We start from the raw sequence: 20,380 nt of genomic DNA, 5'->3' as shown, positions 1-20,380 counted from the left end.
TGTCATGCTCTGGGTCTTTGGCGCTGGGCGAAGACCTGGGCCAGCACCCGCTCGCGGGTTTCGATAAAGGCAGGGTCGGACTTGATTGCCCGCGCGCTCTCGCCGGCGGCGTAGCGGCGCCCGAAGTCGAGCTGCAGGCGCTCGGCGATGCGCCCGGGGTTGGGCTCCAGCAGCACCAGGTCGGTGGCGAGAAAAACGGCTTCCTCTATGTCGTGGGTGATCAGCAGCACCGGCTTGGCGGTGCGGCGCCAGACCTGCAACAGCAGTTCCTGCATCTGCTCGCGGGTGAAGGCGTCCAGCGCGCCGAAAGGCTCGTCCATCAGCAGCAGGCGCGGTTCGGCGGCCAGCGCGCGGGCCAGGCCGACGCGCTGTTTCTGCCCACCGGAAAGCTCCCAGATGTGGCGTTGCTCGAAACCGGCCAGATCGACCAGGGCGAGTAGTTCGCGGGCCCTGGCCTCCCGTGGTGCACGCGGTACGCCGGCCAGTTGCAGGCCGAAGGCGACGTTGGCCAGCACGTTCTGCCAGGGCAGCAGGGCATCGTCCTGGAATACCACGCCACGTTCGGCGGAGGCGCCGATGACGGGCTTGCCATCGAGACTGATGCGACCGCTGCTGGGGTTGGTGAAGCCGGCGATCAGGTTCAGCAGGCTGGTCTTGCCACTGCCGGAGGGACCAAGGGCCACCAGCAGTTGGCCGGGACCCAGCGTTAGGGAGACGTCGTGCAGTACCGGCTCGGCCGCGCCGGGGTACTGTGCGCTGATGCGCTCCAGTTCGAGTAGGGCCATGTCGTTCTCTTCAGTTGGGTGCATCCGGCGGCGGCATCCTTGCCGTCGCCGAACCTCGCCCCGTGAGGGGGAGGGCCTGATGCTCAGTTGGTGACGTACTGGTTGCTGACGTAGGGGGTGTAGTCCGGCAGCACGGCGTCGACCTTGCCCTGCTCCTTGAGGAACCTGGCGGTGTCGGTAATGGCCTGGGTGGTCGGCGCACCAAGGGCGGTGGCCTGGTCGGCGGCCAGGGGGAAGACGTTGCCCTGCAGCAGCAGCGGAATGTCCTCGGCCTTGGCACCGGAGAGTTTCACCAGCTTGGCGATGTTGTCCTGGTTGGCCAGCCAGGCTTTCGGGTCCTTGCGGTAGTCGGCGTAGGCGTCGAGGGTCACCTTGGCGAAGGCGCGGACGATTTCCGGGTGCTTCTCGGCAAAGTCCTTGCGCACGATCCAGGCATCAAAGGTCGGTGCGCCCAGCTCGCTCAGCTCGCCGGAGGTGATCAGCACCTTGCCGTTCTCCTTGGCTACGCCCAGAGCCGGGTCCCACACGTAGGTGGCGTCGATATCGCCGCGCTTCCAGGCGGAGATGATCGCCGGCGGCGCCAGGTTGAGGATCTGCACCTTGGTCGGATCGATGTTCCAGTGCTTCAGCGCGGCCAGCAGGCTGTAATGGCCGGTGGAAACGAAGGGCACTGCGACCTTCTTGCCGATCAGGTCTTCCGGCTTGCCGATGTTGCTGCCGTTCCGGGCGACCAGGGCTTCGGCTGCGCCGATCTGGGTGGCGATCAGGAAGGTCTGTATCGGCAGCTGGCGGGTGGCTGCGGCGGCCAGCGGGCTGGACCCCACGTAGCCGATCTGTACGTCACCGGAAGCCACGGCGGTAATCACTTCGGCACCGCCGTCGAATTTGCGCCAGTCGATCTCCGACTTGCTGGCTTTTTCGTAGGCGCCATCGGCCTGGGCCACCTTGGCCGGGTCAACGGTGGTCTGGTAGGCGACGGTGAAATCGGCTGCCTGGGCGGCCAGGGTCAGGCTGGAGAGGGTCAGTACAGCCAGCAGGCGGCGGGCATAAGGGATGTAGCTCATGGAAGCTCCTCGGGCGGGCAGGGCCGCAAAAGGAGCAGGCCGAGCCACAGGACAGTTGTGATCGTCTTGGTGTCCGGTGGTCCGGTGAGATGAATCTATTAGAACTTAATAGAATCGATAAATAATTTTTTAGACTATTTTTATTGCTTTTTGAAAGGGCCGCATCTCTGCGCGGGCCAGTGAGCATACGCATCGCTGATGCAGGCTTTCGCCCAGCCGTGCCAGCCTGGCCGTGCTTGCAGTGAGAGCTGCACGCACGGTTTGAAGCTTTACAGGAATTTGCCGGGAACCCTTCCCGCGCAGCCCTGCCGCACTCGACGTGCTCAGAAGGACGGCTGTTGCTGCCAGGCCTTGGGCTTGAAGAACAGCGTCTCGCCCCGGACCAGGCCCACCAGGCTGTCGTGGTCCTTGACCACCTCGGCCTCGATCAGCTCGTCCTGGCCCTCGACCTTGAGTGTTACCCGGGTGATCGCCCCCAGCGGGCGGATGTCACGCACCTGCGCCGCGCGATGCTCGTCCACCGCCAGGCGCGACAGCGACACCTCGTGGGGGCGGAACAGCAGGTGCCGGTCATCGCCCAGGTGCAGGCGGTTGGAGTCACCGAGGAAGTGGTAGACGAAGTCGCTGGCGGGCTTCTCGTAGACCTCGGCCGGCGAACCGATCTGCTCGATCGAGCCCTTGTTCATGACCACGATGCGGTCGGCCACTTCCATGGCTTCTTCCTGGTCGTGGGTGACGAACACCGAGGTCAGGTTGATCTCCTCATGCAGGCGTGCCAGCCAGCGGCGCAGCTCCTTGCGCACCTTGGCGTCCAGCGCGCCGAACGGTTCGTCCAGCAGCAGCACCTTGGGCCTCACGGCGAGGGCACGAGCCAGGGCGATGCGCTGACGCTGGCCGCCGGACAACTGCTCGGGGTAGCGGTCGGCCAGCCAGTCCAACTGCACCATGCCGAGCAGCTCGTGCACGCGCTCGGCGATCTCGCGCTCGCTCGGTCGCTCGCCCTTGGGCTTCATGCGCAGGCCGAAGGCGACGTTGTCGAACACGGTCATGTGGCGGAACAGGGCGTAGTGCTGGAACACGAAGCCGACGTTGCGGTCGCGCACGTCGTGGTTGGACACGTCCTCGCCATGGAACTGGATGCTGCCGGCATCCGGCGTTTCCAGGCCGGCGATGATGCGCAGCAGGCTGGTCTTGCCGCACCCGGACGGGCCGAGGAGGGCCACGAGCTCGCCGCTGTGGATATCCAGGTTGATGTCGTTGAGCGCGCGGAAGGCGCCGAAGGTCTTGCTGACATTACGGATTTCGATGGACATGGCTTATTCCTCCGCGTCGCTGTGACGTAGGCGGGACAGACGGGATTCGCTCCACTGCTTGAGCAGCAGGATGATCAGTGCCAGGGCCAGCAGCAGGCTGGCGACGCTGAAGGCGGCGACGTGGTTGTATTCGTTGTAGAGAATCTCGACGTGCAGCGGCAGGGTGTTGGTATAGCCGCGGATATGCCCCGAGACGACGGAGACGGCACCGAACTCGCCCATGGCCCGCGCGGCGCAGAGCACCACGCCGTAGATCAGGCCCCATTTGATGTTGGGCAGGGTCACGTGCCGGAACATCTGCCAGCCGCTGGCACCGAGCAGGCGTGCGGCTTCCTCCTCCTGGGTGCCCTGTTCCTGCATCAGCGGGATCAGCTCGCGGGCGACGAAGGGGACGGTGACGAAGATGGTGGCCAGGACGATGCCGGGCAGGGCGAAGATGATCTGTATATCGCGCTCCTGCAGCCACTCGCCGAAGAAGCCCTGGGCGCCGAACAGCAGCACGTAGATCAGGCCGGCGATCACCGGCGACACCGAGAACGGCAGGTCGATCAGGGTCACCAGCAGGCTCTTGCCGCGGAACTCGTACTTGCTCACGCACCAGGCGGCGGCCACGCCGAACACCAGGTTGAGCGGCACGGCGATGCCGACGGCGAGCAGGGTCAGCTTCAGGGCGGCAATCGCATCCGGCTCCAGCAGCGCGGCGAAGAAGGTGCCAAAGCCGAGCTTGAGGGCCTCGCTGAGCACCACGAACAGCGGTAGCAGGAGGAACAGGGTGAAGACCAGCCAAGCGCCGACGATCAGCGCATGGCGGCCGAGTGGGCTGCCCCGGCGCCGGTCATTGGCCAGGGTGGAGGAGGACAGAACGGTGCTACTCATGGCGGCCTCCTTACGGGCGTTCGATGCGGCGCTGCAGCAGGTTGATCAGCAGCAGCAGGAGGAAGGACACCACCAGCATCAGCACGCCGATGGCGGTGGCGCCGGTGTAGTCGTACTGGTCCAGCTTGACCATGATCAGCAGCGGCAGGATCTCGGTCTTCATCGGCATGTTGCCGGCGATGAAGATCACCGAGCCGTACTCGCCCACGCCCCGGGCGAAGGCCAGGGCGAAGCCGGTCAGCCAGGCGGGCAGCAGGGCCGGCAGCAGCACGTGGCGGAACACCTGCAGGGGCTTCGCGCCCAGGCAGGCGGCGGCTTCCTCGACCTCGCGCGGGATATCCGCCAGCACCGGTTGCAGGGTGCGCACCACGAAGGGCAGGGTGACGAAGGTCAGCGCCAGGGTGATGCCCAGCGGGGTATAGGCGATCTTGAAGCCGAGCCCGGTGGCGAACTGGCCAACCAGACCGGCCGGCGCATAGAGCGCGGTGAGGGCGATGCCGGCGACTGCAGTGGGCAGGGCGAAGGGCAGGTCGATCATTGCGTCGATGATCTTGCGCCCGGGGAAGCTGTAGCGCACCAGTACCCAGGCCAGCAGGGTGCCGATCACACCGTTGAGCACGGCGGCGGCGAGCGCGGTGCCGAAGCTGAGCTTGAGGGCGGCCAGCACCCGGGGTGCGCTGATGATGGCCCAGAATTCGGCCCAGCTGAGCTGGGCGGCGTGCACGAACATGGCACCCAGGGGAATCAGCACCAACAGGCTGAGGTACACCAGGGTGTAGCCCAGCGTCAGCCCGAAGCCGGGTATGACGGGGGAAATGCGGCGTGACATAAGGTCCTCGCAGTGTCAGGGGCCCGGAGGATGTCCGGGTATTTCAGCCGAAAGCCCGGCAGTGGCCGGGCCTTTATCGTTCCGCGCGTCCTGCGCGGGCTGCACAGGCTTAGTGAGCTTGGTAGATCTTGTCGAAGATGCCGCCATCGTTGAAGAACTTGGGTTGGGCGCTCTTCCAGCCGCCGAAGTCCTTGTCGATGGTCACCAGCTTCAGCTGCGGGAACTGGCTGGCGAACTCCGCGGCGACTTTCTCGTTGCGCGGGCGGTAGAAGTTCTTCGCCGCGATGCGCTGGCCTTCCTCGCTGTACAGGTACTGCAGGTAGGCCTCGGCCACCTTGCGGGTACCCTTCTTGTCGACGTTCCTGTCCACCACGGATACCGGCGGCTCGGCGAGGATCGACAGGCTGGGGGCGACGATCTCGAAGTTCTCGCCACCCTGCTCCTTGAGGGCCAGGAAGGCTTCGTTCTCCCAGGCCAGCAGCACGTCGCCGATCTGGTTGTTGACGAAGGTGATGGTCGAGCCACGGGCTCCGGTGTCCAGCACCGGGACGTTCTTGTACAGCTTCTCGACGAACTCCTGCGCCTTGGCCTCGCTGCCGTACTTCTGCTGGGCGTAGGCCCAGGCGGCGAGGAAGTTCCAGCGCGCGCCGCCGGAGGTCTTCGGGTTGGGGGTGATCACTTCCACGCCCGGCTTGATCAGGTCATCCCAATCCTTGATGCCTTCCGGGTTGCCCTTGCGCACCAGGAACACGATGGTCGAGGTGTAAGGGGTGCTGGACTGTGGCAGGCGGCTCTGCCAGTCCTCGGGAATCAGCTTGCCCAGCTTGTGCAGTTCGTCGATATCGCCGGCCAGCGCCAGGGTCACCACGTCGGCCTTCAGGCCGTCGATCACGGCACGGGCCTGCTTGCCTGAGCCGCCGTGGGATTGCTGGACCTTCACATCGTCGCCGCCCTGGGCCTTCCAATGCTTGGCGAAGGCGGCGTTGTATTCCTGGTAGAGCTCGCGGGTCGGGTCGTAGGACACGTTGAGGATCTCGGTGGCCGCGAGGGCCTGGCCGGAGAACAGGGCGGCGGCCAGGCTGGCCAGGGCGAAACGGCGGATGGACATGGAACTGCTCCTGAGAGGGCGTATGGGCTTGGCTTTTTTATTGGGGTGGGCGCTGCAGGTGTGTGCTCGCGGCCAGAAAAACGTAGTGATACGCCCTCCGGAGGTCCGGTCGGGTGGCCCTGGAATCAGGCAGGTTTGTTGGTCTGGGGTTGCAGGCGGAATTTTTCCTTGCGCTCGATCTGCACCACCTGGCCGTTGTGCACGGTGATCTCCACCGCGCCAAAGCGCAGGTTGTGCAGGGCGGCCTGGATTTCACGCAGGATGCTGGCTTCGTCCTGACCTTCGAGGCTTCTCAGCGTGACGCTCATGATCTGCTCCTTGGGATGGGGCCCGGTGCGGGCGTGGAGCGGATGGTAGGGGCAGAGCTTTTAGACTTAAAAAGAATGTTTAATGCTTTGCATATTCTCTAATTTCATATATGGGTGCCCGGAAATTTCTGTGCCACGCGGGGGGTGAGTTGGCGCTACTCCCTGATAGGTGCCAAGGTCTTGTCTGGCAGGCTGGCGACGGGCGCTTAGCCTTGTAGCCATGACGATCGACAGAGGGTCCGGGATGACCGTGGATCAAGCTGACAGAGGCCGGGAAAAACTGATCCTGGCCCTGCTGCACGACGAGTCATCTTCCCAGTGAGGCAGGTGGCAACGATTGCAATACTGTTGGCGATTAGCGACTTGTGGAATAAGTAAATAATTTCTTATTCCTTAACATGTTTTTCTGCCCTGCCTAGACTGGCCCTGAAACGCATTCGAGGAAGCCCTGCTCATGGCCAGTCAGAACACTCACTACCTGTTCCTACCAGGGTGGCAGGGTTCGCCAGACGACCACTGGCAAAGCCACTGGCAGCGCAGTCTGCCGAATTCCAGCCGGGTCGAGCAGGAGGATTGGAACAACCCTGATCCGCACGGCTGGATCGCCGCCCTGGAGCGGGAGGTGGCCGTCGCCCGAGGTCCGCTGATTCTGGTGGCCCACAGCCTCGGCTGCATCACTGTGACGCGCTGGACTGCGCAGGCGCCTTTGGCCTCGCTGCACAAGGTACGTGGCGCGCTGCTGGTGGCCCCGGCGGACGTTGAGCGGGCCAACTGCCCTGAGGCATTACGAGGCTTCGCGCCTATCTCACGCGAGTTGCTGCCCTTTCCCAGCGTGCTGGTGGGGTCGGACAACGACCACGCGGCCAGCGCGTCACGTGCTCTTCAACTGGCTCGCGACTGGGGCAGTCAGGCCGCCATTCTGCCGGGCGCCGGGCATATCAACGTGAAATCCGGCCACCAGCGCTGGGAGCAGGGCTTCGCCTACCTCTTTCGGCTGCAACGGCAGATCGAGCAATTGGAGCGCCTGCAGGCATGAGCCGTTGCCGTGTACGACGAATGCGAGGGCTACAGCGCCGCGGTCACCCCAATTCCACCTGAGCCGGCACAGTGCGTGGCTCGCAATGATCAGAGATTGTTTCATGAGCCACCCCGAACACTCGCAGCATGCGCTGCTGACCTTCGCCGAGAGCGAGAAGAGCCCGCTGAGCATACGTGCCAAGGCACTGGTATTCGTCGATCCGCATTCGCGCCAGTTGCGCGAGCAGGCCAACCACCTGGCCGCCAGCGGGCTGGCTGTGCTGATCCAGGGGGAAACCGGCACTGGGAAGGAACTGCTGGCCCGGCACATTCATCGTGAAAGCGAGCGCGGCGGCCTGTTCGTCGCGGTCAGTTGCAGTGCCATCAGTACACGCTGGGGCGAGGCGGAGTTGTTCGGCCATGTCGCCGGTGCTTATGTCGGTGGTGCCAGCAGCCGGGCAGGATGGTTCGGCTCGGCCAATGGCGGCACCCTCTATCTCGACGAAATCGGCGACCTGCCGCTTTCCCTGCAGGAGAAGCTTCTGACGGCCCTGGAGACCCGCGAGGTGCTTCGGGTCGGTAGTGCCCATGCTGCACCCGTGGACGTGCGTCTGGTGGCTGCCACCAGCATCGACTTGGCTCAGGCGGTGGCGGCCGGCAAGTTTAACGAGCGGCTGTTCCGCTACCTCGATGAAGGCCGTCTACCGCTGCCGGCGCTACGGGAAAGGCCGGGTGACATCTTGCCGCTGGCCGAATACTTTCTCGGCATCCATGCTCAGCGCCTCGGTCTGGCCATTCCACTCATCGGTGCGGAGGCCCAAGTGGTATTGGAGCAGTACCCCTGGCATGGCAATACCCGCGAACTGGAGAACGTCGTTCACTTCGCCCTTCTGGTGAGCAGCGGCGAGGAAATTCTGCCGCAGCATCTCAATCTTCCGGATAACGTGCCCTTGCGGCAGATCGAGCAATTGCTGGCGCGACTCACGGAGGCCGAGCGCGTGCAGTTGCGTCAACGCCTGCTCTGAGCCCAGGCTGCGAAGGGCGCACGGATTCAGGTGTGCATTGGTTTCCTCTGGCGCGACCTCAGCCTCGAAGGCTTTGTGTCGCGGCTGCAGTTTCCTCCAACCGCTTCCATGAAACGAAAAAAACGGGAGCCGCCGCTGCCTGGTAGCGACTCCCGTACAAAACGCCTGTTCAGGAGTACAGCGAAGGTGTTGGTGGCACGCTGCGGGTCAGCCATTGGCCTATGTCGCGTACCTTGTAGTCCAGTGGATCGTGCAGGCTGTGGACACGTACATTGCGCCAGAAGCGGTCGAATCCATAGCTCGAAGCGGTGGCGCGGGCGCCCATGGTTTCGAACACCTGGCTGGTGATTTCAAGGGAGGCGCGGGCCGAGGCGACTCGCGCCTCGGCGATCAGCAAGGCCACTTCACCGCGCTCGGCGGCGCTCAGGGCTGGTTTGTCCCAAGCCTGTTGCAGGCGCTCGGCGGCCAGTTCGGCTTGCAGCAGGGCGCCGCGATAGAGCAGCCAAAGCTCGCCGAAGCGTTTCTGGATAAAGGGATCTTCGCTGGCTTCGTTGACTCCGGTGCCGAGCCAGGGGCGCGCCTGTTCGCGCACATAACGCAGTGCGCCATCCAGAGCTGCCTGGGAATTACCCAGGTAGAGCTGGGTGAGGATCAGTTGCGATACGCAGACTCGCAGACTGCTGCGTGGGCTCTGGCCGCCGGAGACCAGCAGTTCACCACGATCGACAAAGACATTCTCGAACTGCACGGTTCCGCTGTCGGTCTGGCGTTGGCCGAAGGCGTCCCAGTCGTCGTTGATCGCCAGACCCTCGCGTTGGGTCGGCAGCACCAGGAATGCCCGCTCGTTGGTGCTGCCACCGCGTGGCGCACTGACCACCAGGGCATCGGCGCCGAGGGCGCCGGAGCAGAACGACTTGCGACCGTTCAGTTCAAAGTGTTCCTCGCGTTTCTGCAGTTGCAGCCCAAGGTCGCGGCCGTTGGTTGCGTTGCCCCAGAACCAGCGTTCGTGCGCCGCACGGCTCAGCCAATGGCGCTGCTGCTCGGTGCTTCCATGCAGGAGAATTGTCGCTACCTGCAGGTGGTTGAAGGCGAACAGATGGGCCAGGGAGCTGTCGGCCGCAGCCAGGTGGCGAACGATGCGGTAGATCTGTGGCCAGGGTTTCTCCAGCCCGTCGAAGCGCTGCGGTATGGCCAGGGCCAGCAGGCCGCTCTCACGGATCAACTCACGCTCGGCGTGCGCGTGGCCACCTTGGCGATCACGTGCGACCGCATTCTCGGCAAGCTTGCGGGCCAGGCGCTCGACCTTGGCAGTGAGATTGCCGAAATCCACAGGGAACAGGCGCACATCGAGTAGCGATTCCGCATTCTGGTGCAGTTGCCGGGCTTCACTGGGCATTTTCTGCCTCCGGCTGCCAGACGGCGACATCGTTGGCGTTCACGCGCTTGGGTAACAGCCCCTCGGCGAGGAAGGCATCGGCGATCTTCTGTTGTTCGCCGAGGCCGCTGGGTAACACCGGGCGTACTTGGTAGCTACGCCGGCTGTTGGCTTGCTGGACGATGGCCGGGTCGAGGTTCCCCCATAGCGGTCCGAGGATGTTCGCGCCTTCGACCGGATGGGTGCGCAGCCATTCACCGGCCTTGGCCAGCTCGGCATAGACGGTCTGCAGCACCTGCGGGTGCTCCTTGGCGAAGCGGGTACTGGTGAGGTAGTAGCGTTGGTAGCTGGCCAGGCCTTTGCTGTCTGCCAGGGTTCGGGTCGGCAATTGATGCTGGGCGGCGCTGAGGAAGGGCTCCCAGATTACCCAGGCATCGACCTTGCCGTTCTCGAACGCGGCACGGCCGTCGGCCGGGGTCAGGTAGGCCGGCTGGATGTCGCTGAACGTCAGATTGGCCTTGGCCAGTGCGGCGATCAGCAGGTAGTGGGCACCCGCCGCCTTGGTCACCGCCACCTTCTTGCCTTTCAGGTCGGCCAGGCTGTGCAGTGTCGAGCCGTCCTGGACGATGATCGCCTGTGCGGCCGGTGACGGCGTTTCGCGGGCGAAGTAGGTGAGCTGGGCACCAGCAGCCTGGGCGAACACCGGCACAGTGTCTGCAACATCGGCGGACAGGTCGATGTTGCCGACATTGAGTGCTTCAAGCAGCGGCTGGCCGCTGGCGAACTCATGCCAGCTGACCTTGAGGCCCTGGCTGGCCAAGGACTTTTCCAGGGAGCCCTGGCTCTTGAGCAGGCTGATCAGGGTGGAGGACTTCTGATAACCAATACGCAACTCGGTCTCGGCCTGGGCAGGCAGAGCGGCGAGCAGGCCGAGACTCAGACCAAAACCGAGCAGGCTGCGACGGGAGAATAGAGCACGGGACATGGCGGGCCTCGTCTGTGGGCGTTCCGACCATGATCGGCGACGGAACACGGAAACTTCGGGATAAAGGGAAGTCCGGTGATCCGGTGTCAACCAAGCTAAGCGATCTAAAAAGGCACTCTCAAATACTTTTTAAGAATTAGCTTATACGGCTAAAGCGATGTGTTTTTATTCTAATTAGTTATATATGGGTGACCAATAATTCTTTTTAGAGATTACAAGAAACCCCTAGATTGGCCGCCAAGCCGCCAGCGGACCACCGCACCGAGCCCGATCATTCAGGGGCTCCTCGCCAACCCGGGCCCCAGCACTAGACCAAGAACAGTATCTGGAGCATCGAGTATGAATACGTCCACCCTGGTTCTGGCCGTCGCCCTCGGCGTAGTCGCCCAGCAGGCTTCCGCCGCCGGTTTCGTCGAAGACAGCAAGGCTACCCTCGGCCTGCGCAATTTCTATATCAACCAGGACACCCGCAACGCGGACGCCAACACCCAGGAAGAATGGGGCCAGGGCTTTCAGTTCAACTACACCTCCGGCTTCACCGATGGCACTGTCGGTTTCGGCGTCGACGCCCTGGGCCTGCTCGGCGTCAAGCTGGATTCCGGCAGGGGCCGCCACGGCAACCCGGACTCCAGCAAGTACGGCGGCAGCGTTTTTCCCACCGATGAGAACGGTCGTGCGGTGGACGACTTCAGCAGTCTGGGCTTGACCGGCAAGGTGCGCATCTCCAAGACCGAGGCACGTGTCGGCACCCTGCAGCCCAAGCTGCCGGTGGTGACCTTCAACGACGGTCGTCTGCTGCCACAGACTTTCGAGGGCGGGCAGATCACCTCCACCGAGATCGACAATCTGACCCTGATCGGTGGCCAACTGGAGCACGCCAAGGGGCGCAACTCGAGCAACAACGAGGGGCTGTCCATCGGCGGCGCCAACAATGCCGAGACCGGTCAGTTCAGCAACAAGTTCTACTACGGCGGTGGCGACTACAAGGTCGGCAAGGACCTGCTGGCGCAGTACTACTACGGTAACCTGGAAGACTTCTACCAGCAGCACTTCCTCGGCCTGATCCACAACTGGGCCATTGGTCCGGGCGCGCTGAAGACCGACCTGCGCTACTTCCGCAGCGATTCCGATGGCAAGAACGGCAGTGCCGCAGGGCGCGCCGAAGGCTATCGCAGCAGTGGCTACTGGAAAGCCGGCGATGCCGACAGAGGTGAGGTCGACAACGCCACCTGGAGTGCCTTGTTCACCTACAGCCTTGCCGGCCACGCGCTGAGCGCCGGCTACCAACAGGTCGAAGGCGACAGCAACTTCCCCTTCCTTAACCAGGGCGACGGCGCTACCGCCTACCTGATCACCGATCGCCAGATCGGCAAGTTCATCTCTGCAGGCGAGCGCACCTGGCTGGCCGAGTACACCTATGACTTCGCCGGGTTCGGTGTGCCGGGCCTGAAGGCCACTGTTACCTACCTGTCCGGCGACAACATTGACTCGGCCAACGGCGAGAAGAAGGAGTGGGAGCGCGACATCCGTCTTGACTACGTGCTGCAGGAAGGAGCCTTCAAAGGCCTCGGCGTCTCCTGGCGCAACGCCACCCTGCGCGGTAACACCAGCACGGCAGACCAGGACGAGAACCGCCTGATCCTCAGCTACAGCCTGCCGATCCTCTGATCGACCGCGCACCGCCTTCTCCTGACCCGGCCGCCATCGGCCGGGAAGGTCTCACCCAGAGTCCAGGGAGATTCCCCCATGAAAAGCTTCAAGCCTCGCCAACTGCTCGCTGCGCTGTTGGCTACTACTCTGTCGATGACCACGTACGCCTCCGTGCCCAAGGAAGTCCGCCTTGACTACGCCTACTACGCACCGACCAGCCTGGTGCTGAAGGACCGGGGCATCCTGGAAAAACGCCTGGCAGCCGACGGCATTGCGGTCAAGTGGGTGCTCAGCCAGGGCAGCAACCGCTCCCTCGAATACCTCAATGGCGGCAGCATCGACTTCGCCTCCACCGCCGGCCTGGCCGCGGTGCTCAGCCGTGCCAACGGCAGCCCGGTCAAGACCGTGTACATCGCCAGCCGTCCGGAGTGGACCGCCCTGGCCGTGCCCAAGGACTCGTCGATCAAGACCCTGGCCGACCTCAAGGGCAAGAAAATCGCCGCAACCAAGGGCACCGACCCCTACCTGTTTCTCCTGCGCAGTCTGCAGACGGCCGGCCTGGACAAGGGCGATGTGGAGATCGTCCACCTGCAGCACCCCGATGGCCGTGTGGCCCTGGAGCGCGGTGACGTGGACGCCTGGTCCGGCCTAGACCCGCACCTGGCTGCCAGCCAACTGCAGGCCAGCTCGCGCCTGCTGTACCGCAATGTCGCGTTCAACAGCTATGGCGTGCTCAACGTCAGCGAGACCTTTCTCAAGGAACAGCCGCAACTGATCGGCAAGGTCATTGCTGCTTACGAGGAAGCGCGTCAGTGGGCCGTCGCCCATCCGCAACAGGCCGCCGAACTGCTTGCCCGGGAAGCCAAGCTGCCGCTTGAAGTGGCCAAGCTGCAGCTGTCGCGTACCGACTTCAGCAACCCGCAACCGGGGGCCGAGCATGTCGCTGCGCTCAAGGCTGCTGCGTCGATCCTGCTCGACGAGCAACTGGTGCGCCCCGGCACCGATGTGGCCGCTGTGGTCGACCAGCTGATCAGCCCGCAACTGGCGGCAGGCGTGATCGGTCAACCGCTAGCCAAGGCGGAGCAGTGAGCCATGCCTGCGGGTAGCCTGATCTGTGCGCATGTCAGTACCGAGGCCGCGGCGGCGGCCCGGCGTCCGTGGCTGGCCCACTGGCGCGGGCTGGTGCTGCCGATGGTGTCACTGGTGTTGCTGGAGACACTGGTGCGCCTGGGGTGGATACCGGCGCATCAGTTGCCGGCGCCCAGCCAGGTCGGCCAGACCCTCTGGTGGCTGAGTGTCGGTGGCGAGTTGTGGGGGCACATCGGTGTCAGCCTGGCGCGGGTCGCCGCAGGCTTCGCCATAGGCGCGATGCTGGCCGTGCTGATCGGCGCCTGGGTCGGCCTGAGCCGGCGCGCGGAACGGTATCTGGAGCCGAGCTTCCAGGCTCTGCGCGCCATTCCCAGCCTGGCCTGGGTGCCGCTGCTGCTCCTGTGGCTGGGCATCGACGAGACGCCCAAAGTGGTACTGATCGCACTCGGTGCCTTCTTCCCGGTGTACTTCGCGCTGCTCGCCGGCATCCGCAACGTCGACCGCAAGCTGGTTGAGGTGGGCCGCCTGCATCGTCTGTCCGCTGTTGCGCTGACCCGGCGTATTCTGCTGCCGGCGGCACTGCCGAGCCTGTTCACCGGCCTGCGCGGCGCGCTCAGTCTGAGCTGGATGTTCCTCGTCGCCGCCGAACTGATTGCCGCCACGCAAGGTCTCGGCTACCTGCTCAGTGATGGTCGCGAGACTTCCAGGCCGGACCTGGTGATCGCCGCCATCCTGCTGCTGGCCGTGCTAGGCAAGCTCAGCGACGGCCTGCTCAAACAGCTGGAAACCCGTGCGTTGGGCTGGCGTGACAGTTTCGTCGGCGCGGAGGGTTGAGGATGAGCAGTGCATTGCTGGAACTGCGTGGCATCCGCAAGTCCTTCTCCGGGCAGCACGTGCTGGACGACATAGACCTGAGTCTTGCGTCCGGCGAGATTGTCAGCCTGCTCGGCCCCAGCGGCTGCGGGAAGAGCACCCTGCTGCGCATCGCCGCCGGGCTGGATCAGGACTTCAGTGGCGGCCTGGCGCGCAACTCGCTGCTGGAGTTTGGCAGCGGCACCGGTATGGGTGTCGTTTTCCAGGAGCCGCGCCTGCTGCCCTGGCTGACGGTGGCGCAGAATATCGGTTTCGCCGACGGCCGCCGTGCCGACTTGGCGTGGATTGAGCAGTTGCTGAGCGATGTCGGTCTGGCCGGCCAGGGCGCCAAGCTGCCGAAACAGCTCTCCGGCGGCATGGCTCAGCGCGTGGCCATTGCCCGCAGCCTTTACCAACGCCCGCAGGTGCTGTTGCTGGACGAACCGTTCAGCGCGGTGGATGCCTTCACCCGCATGAAGCTGCAGGACCTGGTGGTGCACCTGGCGGACCGCTACAGCATCGCCTTGCTGCTGGTCACTCACGACCTGGACGAGGCCTTCTACCTCAGCGACAGGGTGCTGATCCTCGGCGGCAGCCCCAGTCGCATCCAGCGCGAGTTGGCCGTACCGCTGACGCGCCCGCGAGACCGCCGCGCGGCTGAGCTGGCCTACCTGCGTGGCGAGGCGCTGACCGAGCTGACGCTTTAAACGAACCTCAAGGTGGAAGCTGTTTCCGGGCCTCGTGGCCCGGTTTTTTATCCTTATGAGCAGGTTGCGCCTGTCCTGCGGTTGGATTTGTTAGGGTAGGTGCCTTCATGTCGAGCATTGGTACGGCGCACATCCATCAGATTGAACGGCCGCTCTGTGGCGTGCCGCTCCGCCTGTCTGCGTGCCTGGCTTCGGCTCATCAACCACTTCTTAGTTTTGCAGCAGGTGTACGCCCAGTCCTGCTAGCGCACAGGTCATCAGCACCTGGATCACGCCGAGCTTGTAGCGAAACAGGGCAACCGCTGCCGCCAAAGCGATCAGTGCTGACGGCCATTCGAAATGGCCGTTGAAGCCCTGCGGCCAGAGCACGTGGTAGCCGAAGAACAATGCCAGGTTGAGGGTCGCCCCCCGGCCACGGAGGCGGTCACCCGCGCCAAGTCTGTAAGTAGGTGCACCGGTGCAGGCAGCGACGAAAGAAAATGAAGGTTCGTCTCGGTATTGCACAGAATGGACTCGCGGCGTGCGGTGGCTGCTGTGACTGTAGGTTCGACCCAGGACGGCCGTAGGGAAGGGCGCAGGGCGTCACAACATCCTTGTTGTGGCACCTGGCTGCGAGCGCATTGCAGAAGTGTCCTACGAGGCGTTACTCGGCGGTGTAGACCTGGTCGAATACTCCGCCATCCTTGAAGTGGGTGGTCTGGATAACCGGCCAGTCGCCGAAGGTTTCGACCACGTTGAAGAAGCGGACCTTGGGGAAGCGGTCGGCGAATTCTGCGAGGATCTGCGGATCACGGGGGCGCAGGTAGTTGTTGGCGGCGATGCGCTGAGCCTCCGGCGACCATAGGTACTTCAGGTAGGCCTCGGCTTCGGCACGAGTGCCCTTCCTGTCTACCACCCTGTCGACCACGGCAACTGGCGGCTCGGCCTCTGCGGAGACGCTGGGGTAGACCACTTCAAAGCTGCCGCGGCCGAACTCGCGGGCGATCATTTCGGCTTCGTTCTCGAAGGTCACCAGCACGTCGCCGATCTGGTTCTGGATAAAGGTGGTAGTGGCGGCGCGACCGCCAGTGTCCAGCACCGGTGCCTGCTTGAACAGCTTGCCGACGAAGTCGCGAGCCTTGCGCTCATCGCCGCCATTTTTCAGCACATAACCCCAGGCGGAGAGGTAGGTGTAGCGGCCGTTTCCCGAGGTCTTGGGATTGGGCACCACCACTTGCACGCCGTCCTTGAGCAGATCCGGCCAGTCCTGAAGGCCCTTAGGATTGCCCTTGCGCACGATGAACACAGTGGCGGAAGTGAAGGGTGCGCTGTTGTCCGGCAGGCGCGAGGCCCAATCCCGTGGCACCAGGCCGCCGTGATCGGCCAGGGCGTTGATGTCGGTGGCCATGTTCATGGTGATCACGTCAGCCGCCAGACCGTCGATCACCGCCCGCGCCTGCTTGCTCGAACCGCCGTGGGACATCTGGAGCTGCAGCGGCTTGCCGCCATTGGCCTGCCAGTGTTTCTGGAAGGCGACGTTGTAGTCCTTATAGAAGTCGCGCATCACATCGTACGAGACGTTGAGCAGGGTCGCCGCCTGGGCGGAGGTTGCCAGTGCAAAGCCGGCGGCCAGCAGGGAGTAGGGCAGTAGGCGCTTCATCGGATGTCCTTGGTGTTTGGCTAACTGAGCTGACTATATGGAAGGTTTTTTATTCTATAAAAGAATAATTAATTAGAAGCTTATGCTTTATTGGTTCACCAATATATTCCTAAAAATAATAAGCAAAGTATTATTTATTCTTTTTGTTTCTGACTGCTCCTGAGCATAGTGAGCCCACGCAACGAACAGCCAAGGAGCAACACCATGAGCATCCGCCTGGGCGACATCGCCCCCGATTTCGAGCAGGACTCCAGCGAGGGTCGCATCCGTTTCCACGACTGGCTGGGAGACAGCTGGGGCGTATTGTTCTCCCACCCGGCCGACTTCACCCCGGTGTGCACCACCGAGTTGGGCTTCACCGCCAGGCTGAAGGACGACTTCGCCCAACGCGGTGTCAAGGTCATCGCCCTCTCCGTGGACCCTGTGGACTCGCACCTGAAGTGGATTGAGGACATCAATGAGACGCAGAGCACCCGGGTCAACTTCCCGATCATCGCCGACGCCGACCGCAAGGTCTCCGGCCTGTACGACCTGATCCACCCCAACGCCAACGACACCCTCACCGTGCGTTCGCTGTTCGTCATCGACCCGAACAAGAAGGTGCGGCTGATCATCACCTACCCGGCCAGCACCGGCCGCAACTTCAACGAGATCCTGCGGGTGATCGACTCCCTGCAGCTGACCGACAATCACAAGGTCGCCACCCCCGCCAACTGGCAGGACGGCGACGAGGTGGTGATAGTGCCGTCGCTGAAGGACGAGGCGGAAATCGCCCAGCGTTTCCCCAAGGGCTATCGCGCAGTGAAACCCTATCTGCGCCTGACCCCGCAGCCGAATCGCTGAGGGCTGGCCATGCACGTGGTTTTGTTGTCCGGCAGCCCCTCGGCGCGTTCGCGCACTGAGCTGCTGCTGGAGTACGCCAGCCAGCGCCTGCAAGGACATGGCCTGGAAGTCAGCTTGCTGCGGGTCCGTGATTTTCCCGCCGAGGCTCTGCTGTATGCCGACTTCGCCAGCGCCGCCGTGCAGCAGCTGCAGGCGGTGGTGGCCAGCGCCGACGGTCTGGTGGTTGCGACGCCGGTGTACAAGGCGTCGTTCACCGGCGCGCTGAAGGTGTTGCTCGACCTGCTGCCTGAGCGTGCGCTCGCGCACAAGGCGGTGTTGCCTCTGGCCAGTGGCGGCAGTCCGGCCCACCTGCTGGCCGTGGACTACGCCTTGAAGCCGGTGCTGGCCGCGCTCAAGGCCCAGGAAATGCTCCCCGGCGTGTTCGCCGTGGACAAGCAGATCGCCTATCCGGAAGGGGGCGCCCCCGCCCGTATCGATGACGAGCTGCGCGAACGTCTCGACGAGTCGCTGGACCAGCTGCTTGCCGCCCTGGCGCGCCGGCCGAAGCCGATTGACCCAAGCCTGTTGAACGACCGGCTGGCCAGTGCCCGCTGGGGCATCTGAACCGACGCGGGTTCGCCCGCCCCAGGTAAATCTGTAGTACCCCGCCTTACTCGCCCGCCAACGGGCCAGCAGGTGCCAACCAAGACAACCTACCGCAAAGGAGTCGCGCCATGCGCACCATCACTTTGCGTCGGAGCCTGGTCGCCCTGTTTGCCGCGGCCATTTCCTTCGGCGCCATCTCTCAAGCTCAGGCCGAGACCTTGCGTATCGGCTATCAGAAATACGGCACCCTGGTGCTGCTCAAGGCCAAGGGTTCGCTGGAGAAGCGCCTGGCCGAGCAGGGAATCGAGGTGCAGTGGACCGAATTCCCCGGCGGCCCGCAGTTGCTCGAGGGGCTGAACGTCGGTTCCATCGACTTCGGCACCACCGGCGAAGCCCCTCCGATCTTTGCCCAGGCCGCCGGCGCCGACCTGCTGTATGTGGCCCATGAGCCGCCGGCGCCGAGAAGCGAGGCGATCCTGCTGCCCAAGGACTCGCCGATCCAGTCGGTGAAAGAGCTGAAGGGCAAGAAGATCGCCCTGAACAAGGGCTCCAACGTGCACTACCTGCTGGTGCGCGCCCTGGAGGAGGCCGGCCTGAAGTACAGCGACATCCAGCCCGTGTACCTGCCGCCAGCCGATGCCCGCGCCGCCTTCGAGCGTGGCAGCGTCGACGCCTGGGTGATCTGGGATCCCTTCCAGGCCGCCGCCGAGCACCAGCTGCAGGCGCGCACCCTGCGCGACGGCGAAGGCCTGGTGGCCAACCACCAGTTCTATCTGGCCGCTCGACCCTATGCCGAGCAACACCCGCAGGTGGTGCAGGCGCTGGTCGAGGAGATCCGCGCCATCGGCGAGTGGACTCGCGCCAACAGTGCCGAAGCGACTGCCCAGGTGGCGCCGCTGCTCGGGTTGTCGGCAGAGATCACGCGCAACGCGGTGGAGCGCCAGGCCTATGGCGCACAGCCGATCACCCCACAGGTGGTCGAGGCGCAGCAGAAGATCGCCGACACCTTCGCCGACCTCAAGCTGATTCCCAAACGCCTGGCCATTCGCGAGGTGATCTGGAATCCGCCGGCTGACGCCAAGGTTGCCCAGCAGTAAGCCAGCCTTTTAGCCCTGCCCCTTTCCCATCGGGAGAGGGGAGCAACGACAAGGAGACCACTTCATGAGCCTTGATATCTTCTGGTTCCTGCCCACCCACGGTGACGGCAAGTACCTGGGCACCGCCAAGGGCGCCCGTGCCGTGGATCACGGCTACCTCACCCAGATCGCCCAGGCCGCTGACCGCCTCGGCTTCGGCGGCGTTTTGATCCCCACCGGACGTTCCTGTGAGGATTCCTGGCTGGTGGCCGCCTCGCTGATCCCGCAGACGCAGAACCTGAAGTTCCTGGTCGCTCTGCGACCGGGGATCATCTCGCCTACCGTGGCTGCGCGCCAGGCGGCAACCCTGGACCGCCTGTCTGGAGGCCGTGCGCTGTTCAACCTGGTCACTGGTGGCGACCCGGACGAGCTGGCTGGCGATGGCCTGCACCTGTCGCACCAGGAGCGCTACGAATCCTCCGTTGAATTCACCCGCATCTGGCGACGCGTGCTGGAGGGCGAGACCGTCGATTACGACGGCAAGCACATCCAGGTGAAGGGCGCCAAGCTGCTCTACCCGCCGATCCAGCAGCCGCGCCCGCCGCTTTACTTCGGCGGCTCTTCCGAAGCCGCCCAGGAGCTGGCCGCCGAGCAGGTCGAGCTGTACCTGACCTGGGGTGAGCCGCCGGCCGCGGTGGCCGAGAAGATCGCCTCCGTGCGCGAGAAGGCTGCTGCCCAGGGCCGCGACGTGCGTTTCGGCATCCGCCTGCACGTGATTGTGCGCGAGACCAATGAAGAAGCCTGGGCCGCCGCCGACCGCCTGATCAGCCACCTGGACCAGGACACCATCGACCGCGCCCAGGCCTCCCTGGCGCGCTTCGATTCGGTGGGCCAGCAGCGCATGGCTGCCCTGCACGGCGGCAGGAAGGACAACCTGGAAGTGTCGCCGAACCTCTGGGCCGGGGTCGGCCTGGTGCGCGGCGGTGCCGGCACCGCGCTGGTCGGCGACGGCCCGACCGTTGCCGCGCGGGTGAAGGAGTACGCCGAGCTCGGCATCGACACCTTTATCTTCTCCGGCTACCCGCACCTCGAGGAGTCGTACCGGGTCGCTGAACTGCTGTTCCCCCACCTCGACGTTGCCCAGCCACAGCGGCCGGAGTCGCGAGGCTACGTCAGCCCGTTCGGCGAGATGATCTCCAGCGACATCCTGCCAAAGGCCGCCTCCGCCAGCTGACTTGCACAGGGTGGGAAACC

Annotated in this window: 20 protein-coding genes and 1 pseudogene; 10 read left to right on the top strand and 11 right to left on the bottom strand. The window is 64.2% G+C overall.

Translation table 11 applies throughout. The features are described from left to right. Window positions 1-2: 2 nt before the first annotated feature. The 7 genes from tauB to oscA all read right to left on the bottom strand — a co-directional run bounded on the left by tauB (window position 3) and on the right by oscA (window position 6,283). Entirely contained in the window at window positions 3-785 is a 783-nt protein-coding gene (tauB, locus tag KF707C_RS16650; RefSeq protein WP_036993528.1) for a taurine ABC transporter ATP-binding subunit, read from the bottom strand. 83 nt (window positions 786-868) lie between these two features. Then, complete coding sequence (tauA, locus tag KF707C_RS16645; protein ID WP_003454548.1) at window positions 869-1,849, bottom strand: taurine ABC transporter substrate-binding protein; 981 nt, start codon at window positions 1,847-1,849, stop codon at window positions 869-871. A gap of 323 nt (window positions 1,850-2,172) precedes the next feature. Then, on the bottom strand, window positions 2,173-3,162 hold the full coding sequence (locus KF707C_RS16640) for a sulfate/molybdate ABC transporter ATP-binding protein (RefSeq protein WP_088190621.1): 990 nt from the start codon (window positions 3,160-3,162) through the stop codon (window positions 2,173-2,175). Between the two features lie 3 nt (window positions 3,163-3,165). Then, window positions 3,166-4,038: a sulfate ABC transporter permease subunit CysW gene (cysW, locus tag KF707C_RS16635; protein ID WP_088190620.1), complete on the bottom strand. Its 873-nt coding sequence runs from the start codon at window positions 4,036-4,038 to the stop codon at window positions 3,166-3,168. A gap of 10 nt (window positions 4,039-4,048) precedes the next feature. After that, complete coding sequence (cysT, locus tag KF707C_RS16630) at window positions 4,049-4,867, bottom strand: sulfate ABC transporter permease subunit CysT (protein ID WP_096368042.1); 819 nt, start codon at window positions 4,865-4,867, stop codon at window positions 4,049-4,051. Window positions 4,868-4,976: 109 nt separating this feature from the next. Continuing rightward, entirely contained in the window at window positions 4,977-5,975 is a 999-nt protein-coding gene (locus KF707C_RS16625) for a sulfate ABC transporter substrate-binding protein (RefSeq protein ID WP_096368041.1), read from the bottom strand. A 125-nt stretch (window positions 5,976-6,100) separates the two neighbouring features. Continuing rightward, entirely contained in the window at window positions 6,101-6,283 is a 183-nt protein-coding gene (oscA, locus tag KF707C_RS16620) for a sulfur starvation response protein OscA (protein ID WP_003448059.1), read from the bottom strand. A 454-nt stretch (window positions 6,284-6,737) separates the two neighbouring features. On the opposite strand from oscA, the gene KF707C_RS16615 reads away from it, so the two are divergent. Together KF707C_RS16615 and KF707C_RS16610 are read left to right on the top strand one after the other, a co-directional pair. Continuing rightward, window positions 6,738-7,319: an alpha/beta hydrolase gene (locus tag KF707C_RS16615; protein ID WP_003448060.1), complete on the top strand. Its 582-nt coding sequence runs from the start codon at window positions 6,738-6,740 to the stop codon at window positions 7,317-7,319. Between the two features lie 103 nt (window positions 7,320-7,422). Continuing rightward, window positions 7,423-8,325: a sigma 54-interacting transcriptional regulator gene (locus KF707C_RS16610; RefSeq protein WP_003448061.1), complete on the top strand. Its 903-nt coding sequence runs from the start codon at window positions 7,423-7,425 to the stop codon at window positions 8,323-8,325. A gap of 169 nt (window positions 8,326-8,494) precedes the next feature. Here KF707C_RS16610 and KF707C_RS16605 read toward each other — a convergent pair whose 3' ends face one another. Together KF707C_RS16605 and KF707C_RS16600 are read right to left on the bottom strand one after the other, a co-directional pair. After that, window positions 8,495-9,721, bottom strand: a complete 1,227-nt coding sequence (locus KF707C_RS16605) for an acyl-CoA dehydrogenase family protein (RefSeq protein WP_003448062.1) — start codon at window positions 9,719-9,721, stop codon at window positions 8,495-8,497. Next, the gene (locus KF707C_RS16600) at window positions 9,711-10,685 is read right to left on the bottom strand and encodes an aliphatic sulfonate ABC transporter substrate-binding protein (RefSeq protein WP_003448063.1); all 975 of its coding nucleotides are present in this window, start codon (window positions 10,683-10,685) and stop codon (window positions 9,711-9,713) included. The genes KF707C_RS16605 and KF707C_RS16600 overlap by 11 nt, the downstream gene beginning before the upstream one ends. A 339-nt stretch (window positions 10,686-11,024) precedes the next feature. On the opposite strand from KF707C_RS16600, the gene KF707C_RS16595 reads away from it, so the two are divergent. From KF707C_RS16595 to KF707C_RS16580, 4 genes are all read left to right on the top strand, one after another. Continuing rightward, window positions 11,025-12,353, top strand: a complete 1,329-nt coding sequence (locus KF707C_RS16595; RefSeq protein WP_003448064.1) for an OprD family porin — start codon at window positions 11,025-11,027, stop codon at window positions 12,351-12,353. Window positions 12,354-12,431: 78 nt separating this feature from the next. Then, entirely contained in the window at window positions 12,432-13,424 is a 993-nt protein-coding gene (locus tag KF707C_RS16590; RefSeq protein WP_003448065.1) for an aliphatic sulfonate ABC transporter substrate-binding protein, read from the top strand. Window positions 13,425-13,427: 3 nt separating this feature from the next. Then, entirely contained in the window at window positions 13,428-14,258 is an 831-nt protein-coding gene (locus KF707C_RS16585; protein WP_003448066.1) for an ABC transporter permease, read from the top strand. A 2-nt stretch (window positions 14,259-14,260) separates the two neighbouring features. Beyond that, window positions 14,261-14,983, top strand: a complete 723-nt coding sequence (locus tag KF707C_RS16580; RefSeq protein ID WP_003448067.1) for an ABC transporter ATP-binding protein — start codon at window positions 14,261-14,263, stop codon at window positions 14,981-14,983. A 210-nt stretch (window positions 14,984-15,193) separates the two neighbouring features. Here KF707C_RS16580 and KF707C_RS16575 read toward each other — a convergent pair. Together KF707C_RS16575 and KF707C_RS16570 are read right to left on the bottom strand one after the other, a co-directional pair. Further along, a pseudogene (locus KF707C_RS16575) lies at window positions 15,194-15,391 on the bottom strand (chromate efflux transporter); the annotation flags it as partial. A gap of 235 nt (window positions 15,392-15,626) precedes the next feature. Next, window positions 15,627-16,622 carry a sulfate ABC transporter substrate-binding protein gene (locus KF707C_RS16570; protein WP_003448069.1) on the bottom strand — a complete coding sequence of 332 codons (996 nt, stop codon included), beginning with the start codon at window positions 16,620-16,622 and terminating at the stop codon, window positions 15,627-15,629. Between the two features lie 204 nt (window positions 16,623-16,826). Here KF707C_RS16570 and KF707C_RS16565 point away from each other — a divergent pair, with 204 nt between their 5' ends. The 4 genes from KF707C_RS16565 (at window position 16,827) to ssuD (ending at window position 20,360) form a co-directional block, all read left to right on the top strand. Continuing rightward, window positions 16,827-17,465 carry a peroxiredoxin gene (locus KF707C_RS16565; RefSeq protein WP_003448070.1) on the top strand — a complete coding sequence of 213 codons (639 nt, stop codon included), beginning with the start codon at window positions 16,827-16,829 and terminating at the stop codon, window positions 17,463-17,465. Window positions 17,466-17,474: 9 nt separating this feature from the next. Beyond that, entirely contained in the window at window positions 17,475-18,068 is a 594-nt protein-coding gene (ssuE, locus tag KF707C_RS16560; RefSeq protein ID WP_003448071.1) for an NADPH-dependent FMN reductase, read from the top strand. Between the two features lie 110 nt (window positions 18,069-18,178). Further along, window positions 18,179-19,147 carry a sulfonate ABC transporter substrate-binding protein gene (locus KF707C_RS16555; protein ID WP_003448072.1) on the top strand — a complete coding sequence of 323 codons (969 nt, stop codon included), beginning with the start codon at window positions 18,179-18,181 and terminating at the stop codon, window positions 19,145-19,147. A 64-nt stretch (window positions 19,148-19,211) separates the two neighbouring features. Then, complete coding sequence (ssuD, locus tag KF707C_RS16550; RefSeq protein ID WP_003448073.1) at window positions 19,212-20,360, top strand: FMNH2-dependent alkanesulfonate monooxygenase; 1,149 nt, start codon at window positions 19,212-19,214, stop codon at window positions 20,358-20,360. Window positions 20,361-20,380 lie beyond the last annotated feature (20 nt).

Source organism: Pseudomonas furukawaii (assembly GCF_002355475.1).
GTDB classification, from domain to species: domain Bacteria; phylum Pseudomonadota; class Gammaproteobacteria; order Pseudomonadales; family Pseudomonadaceae; genus Metapseudomonas; species Metapseudomonas furukawaii.
This window is presented reverse-complemented; position numbering and strand designations above follow the sequence as displayed.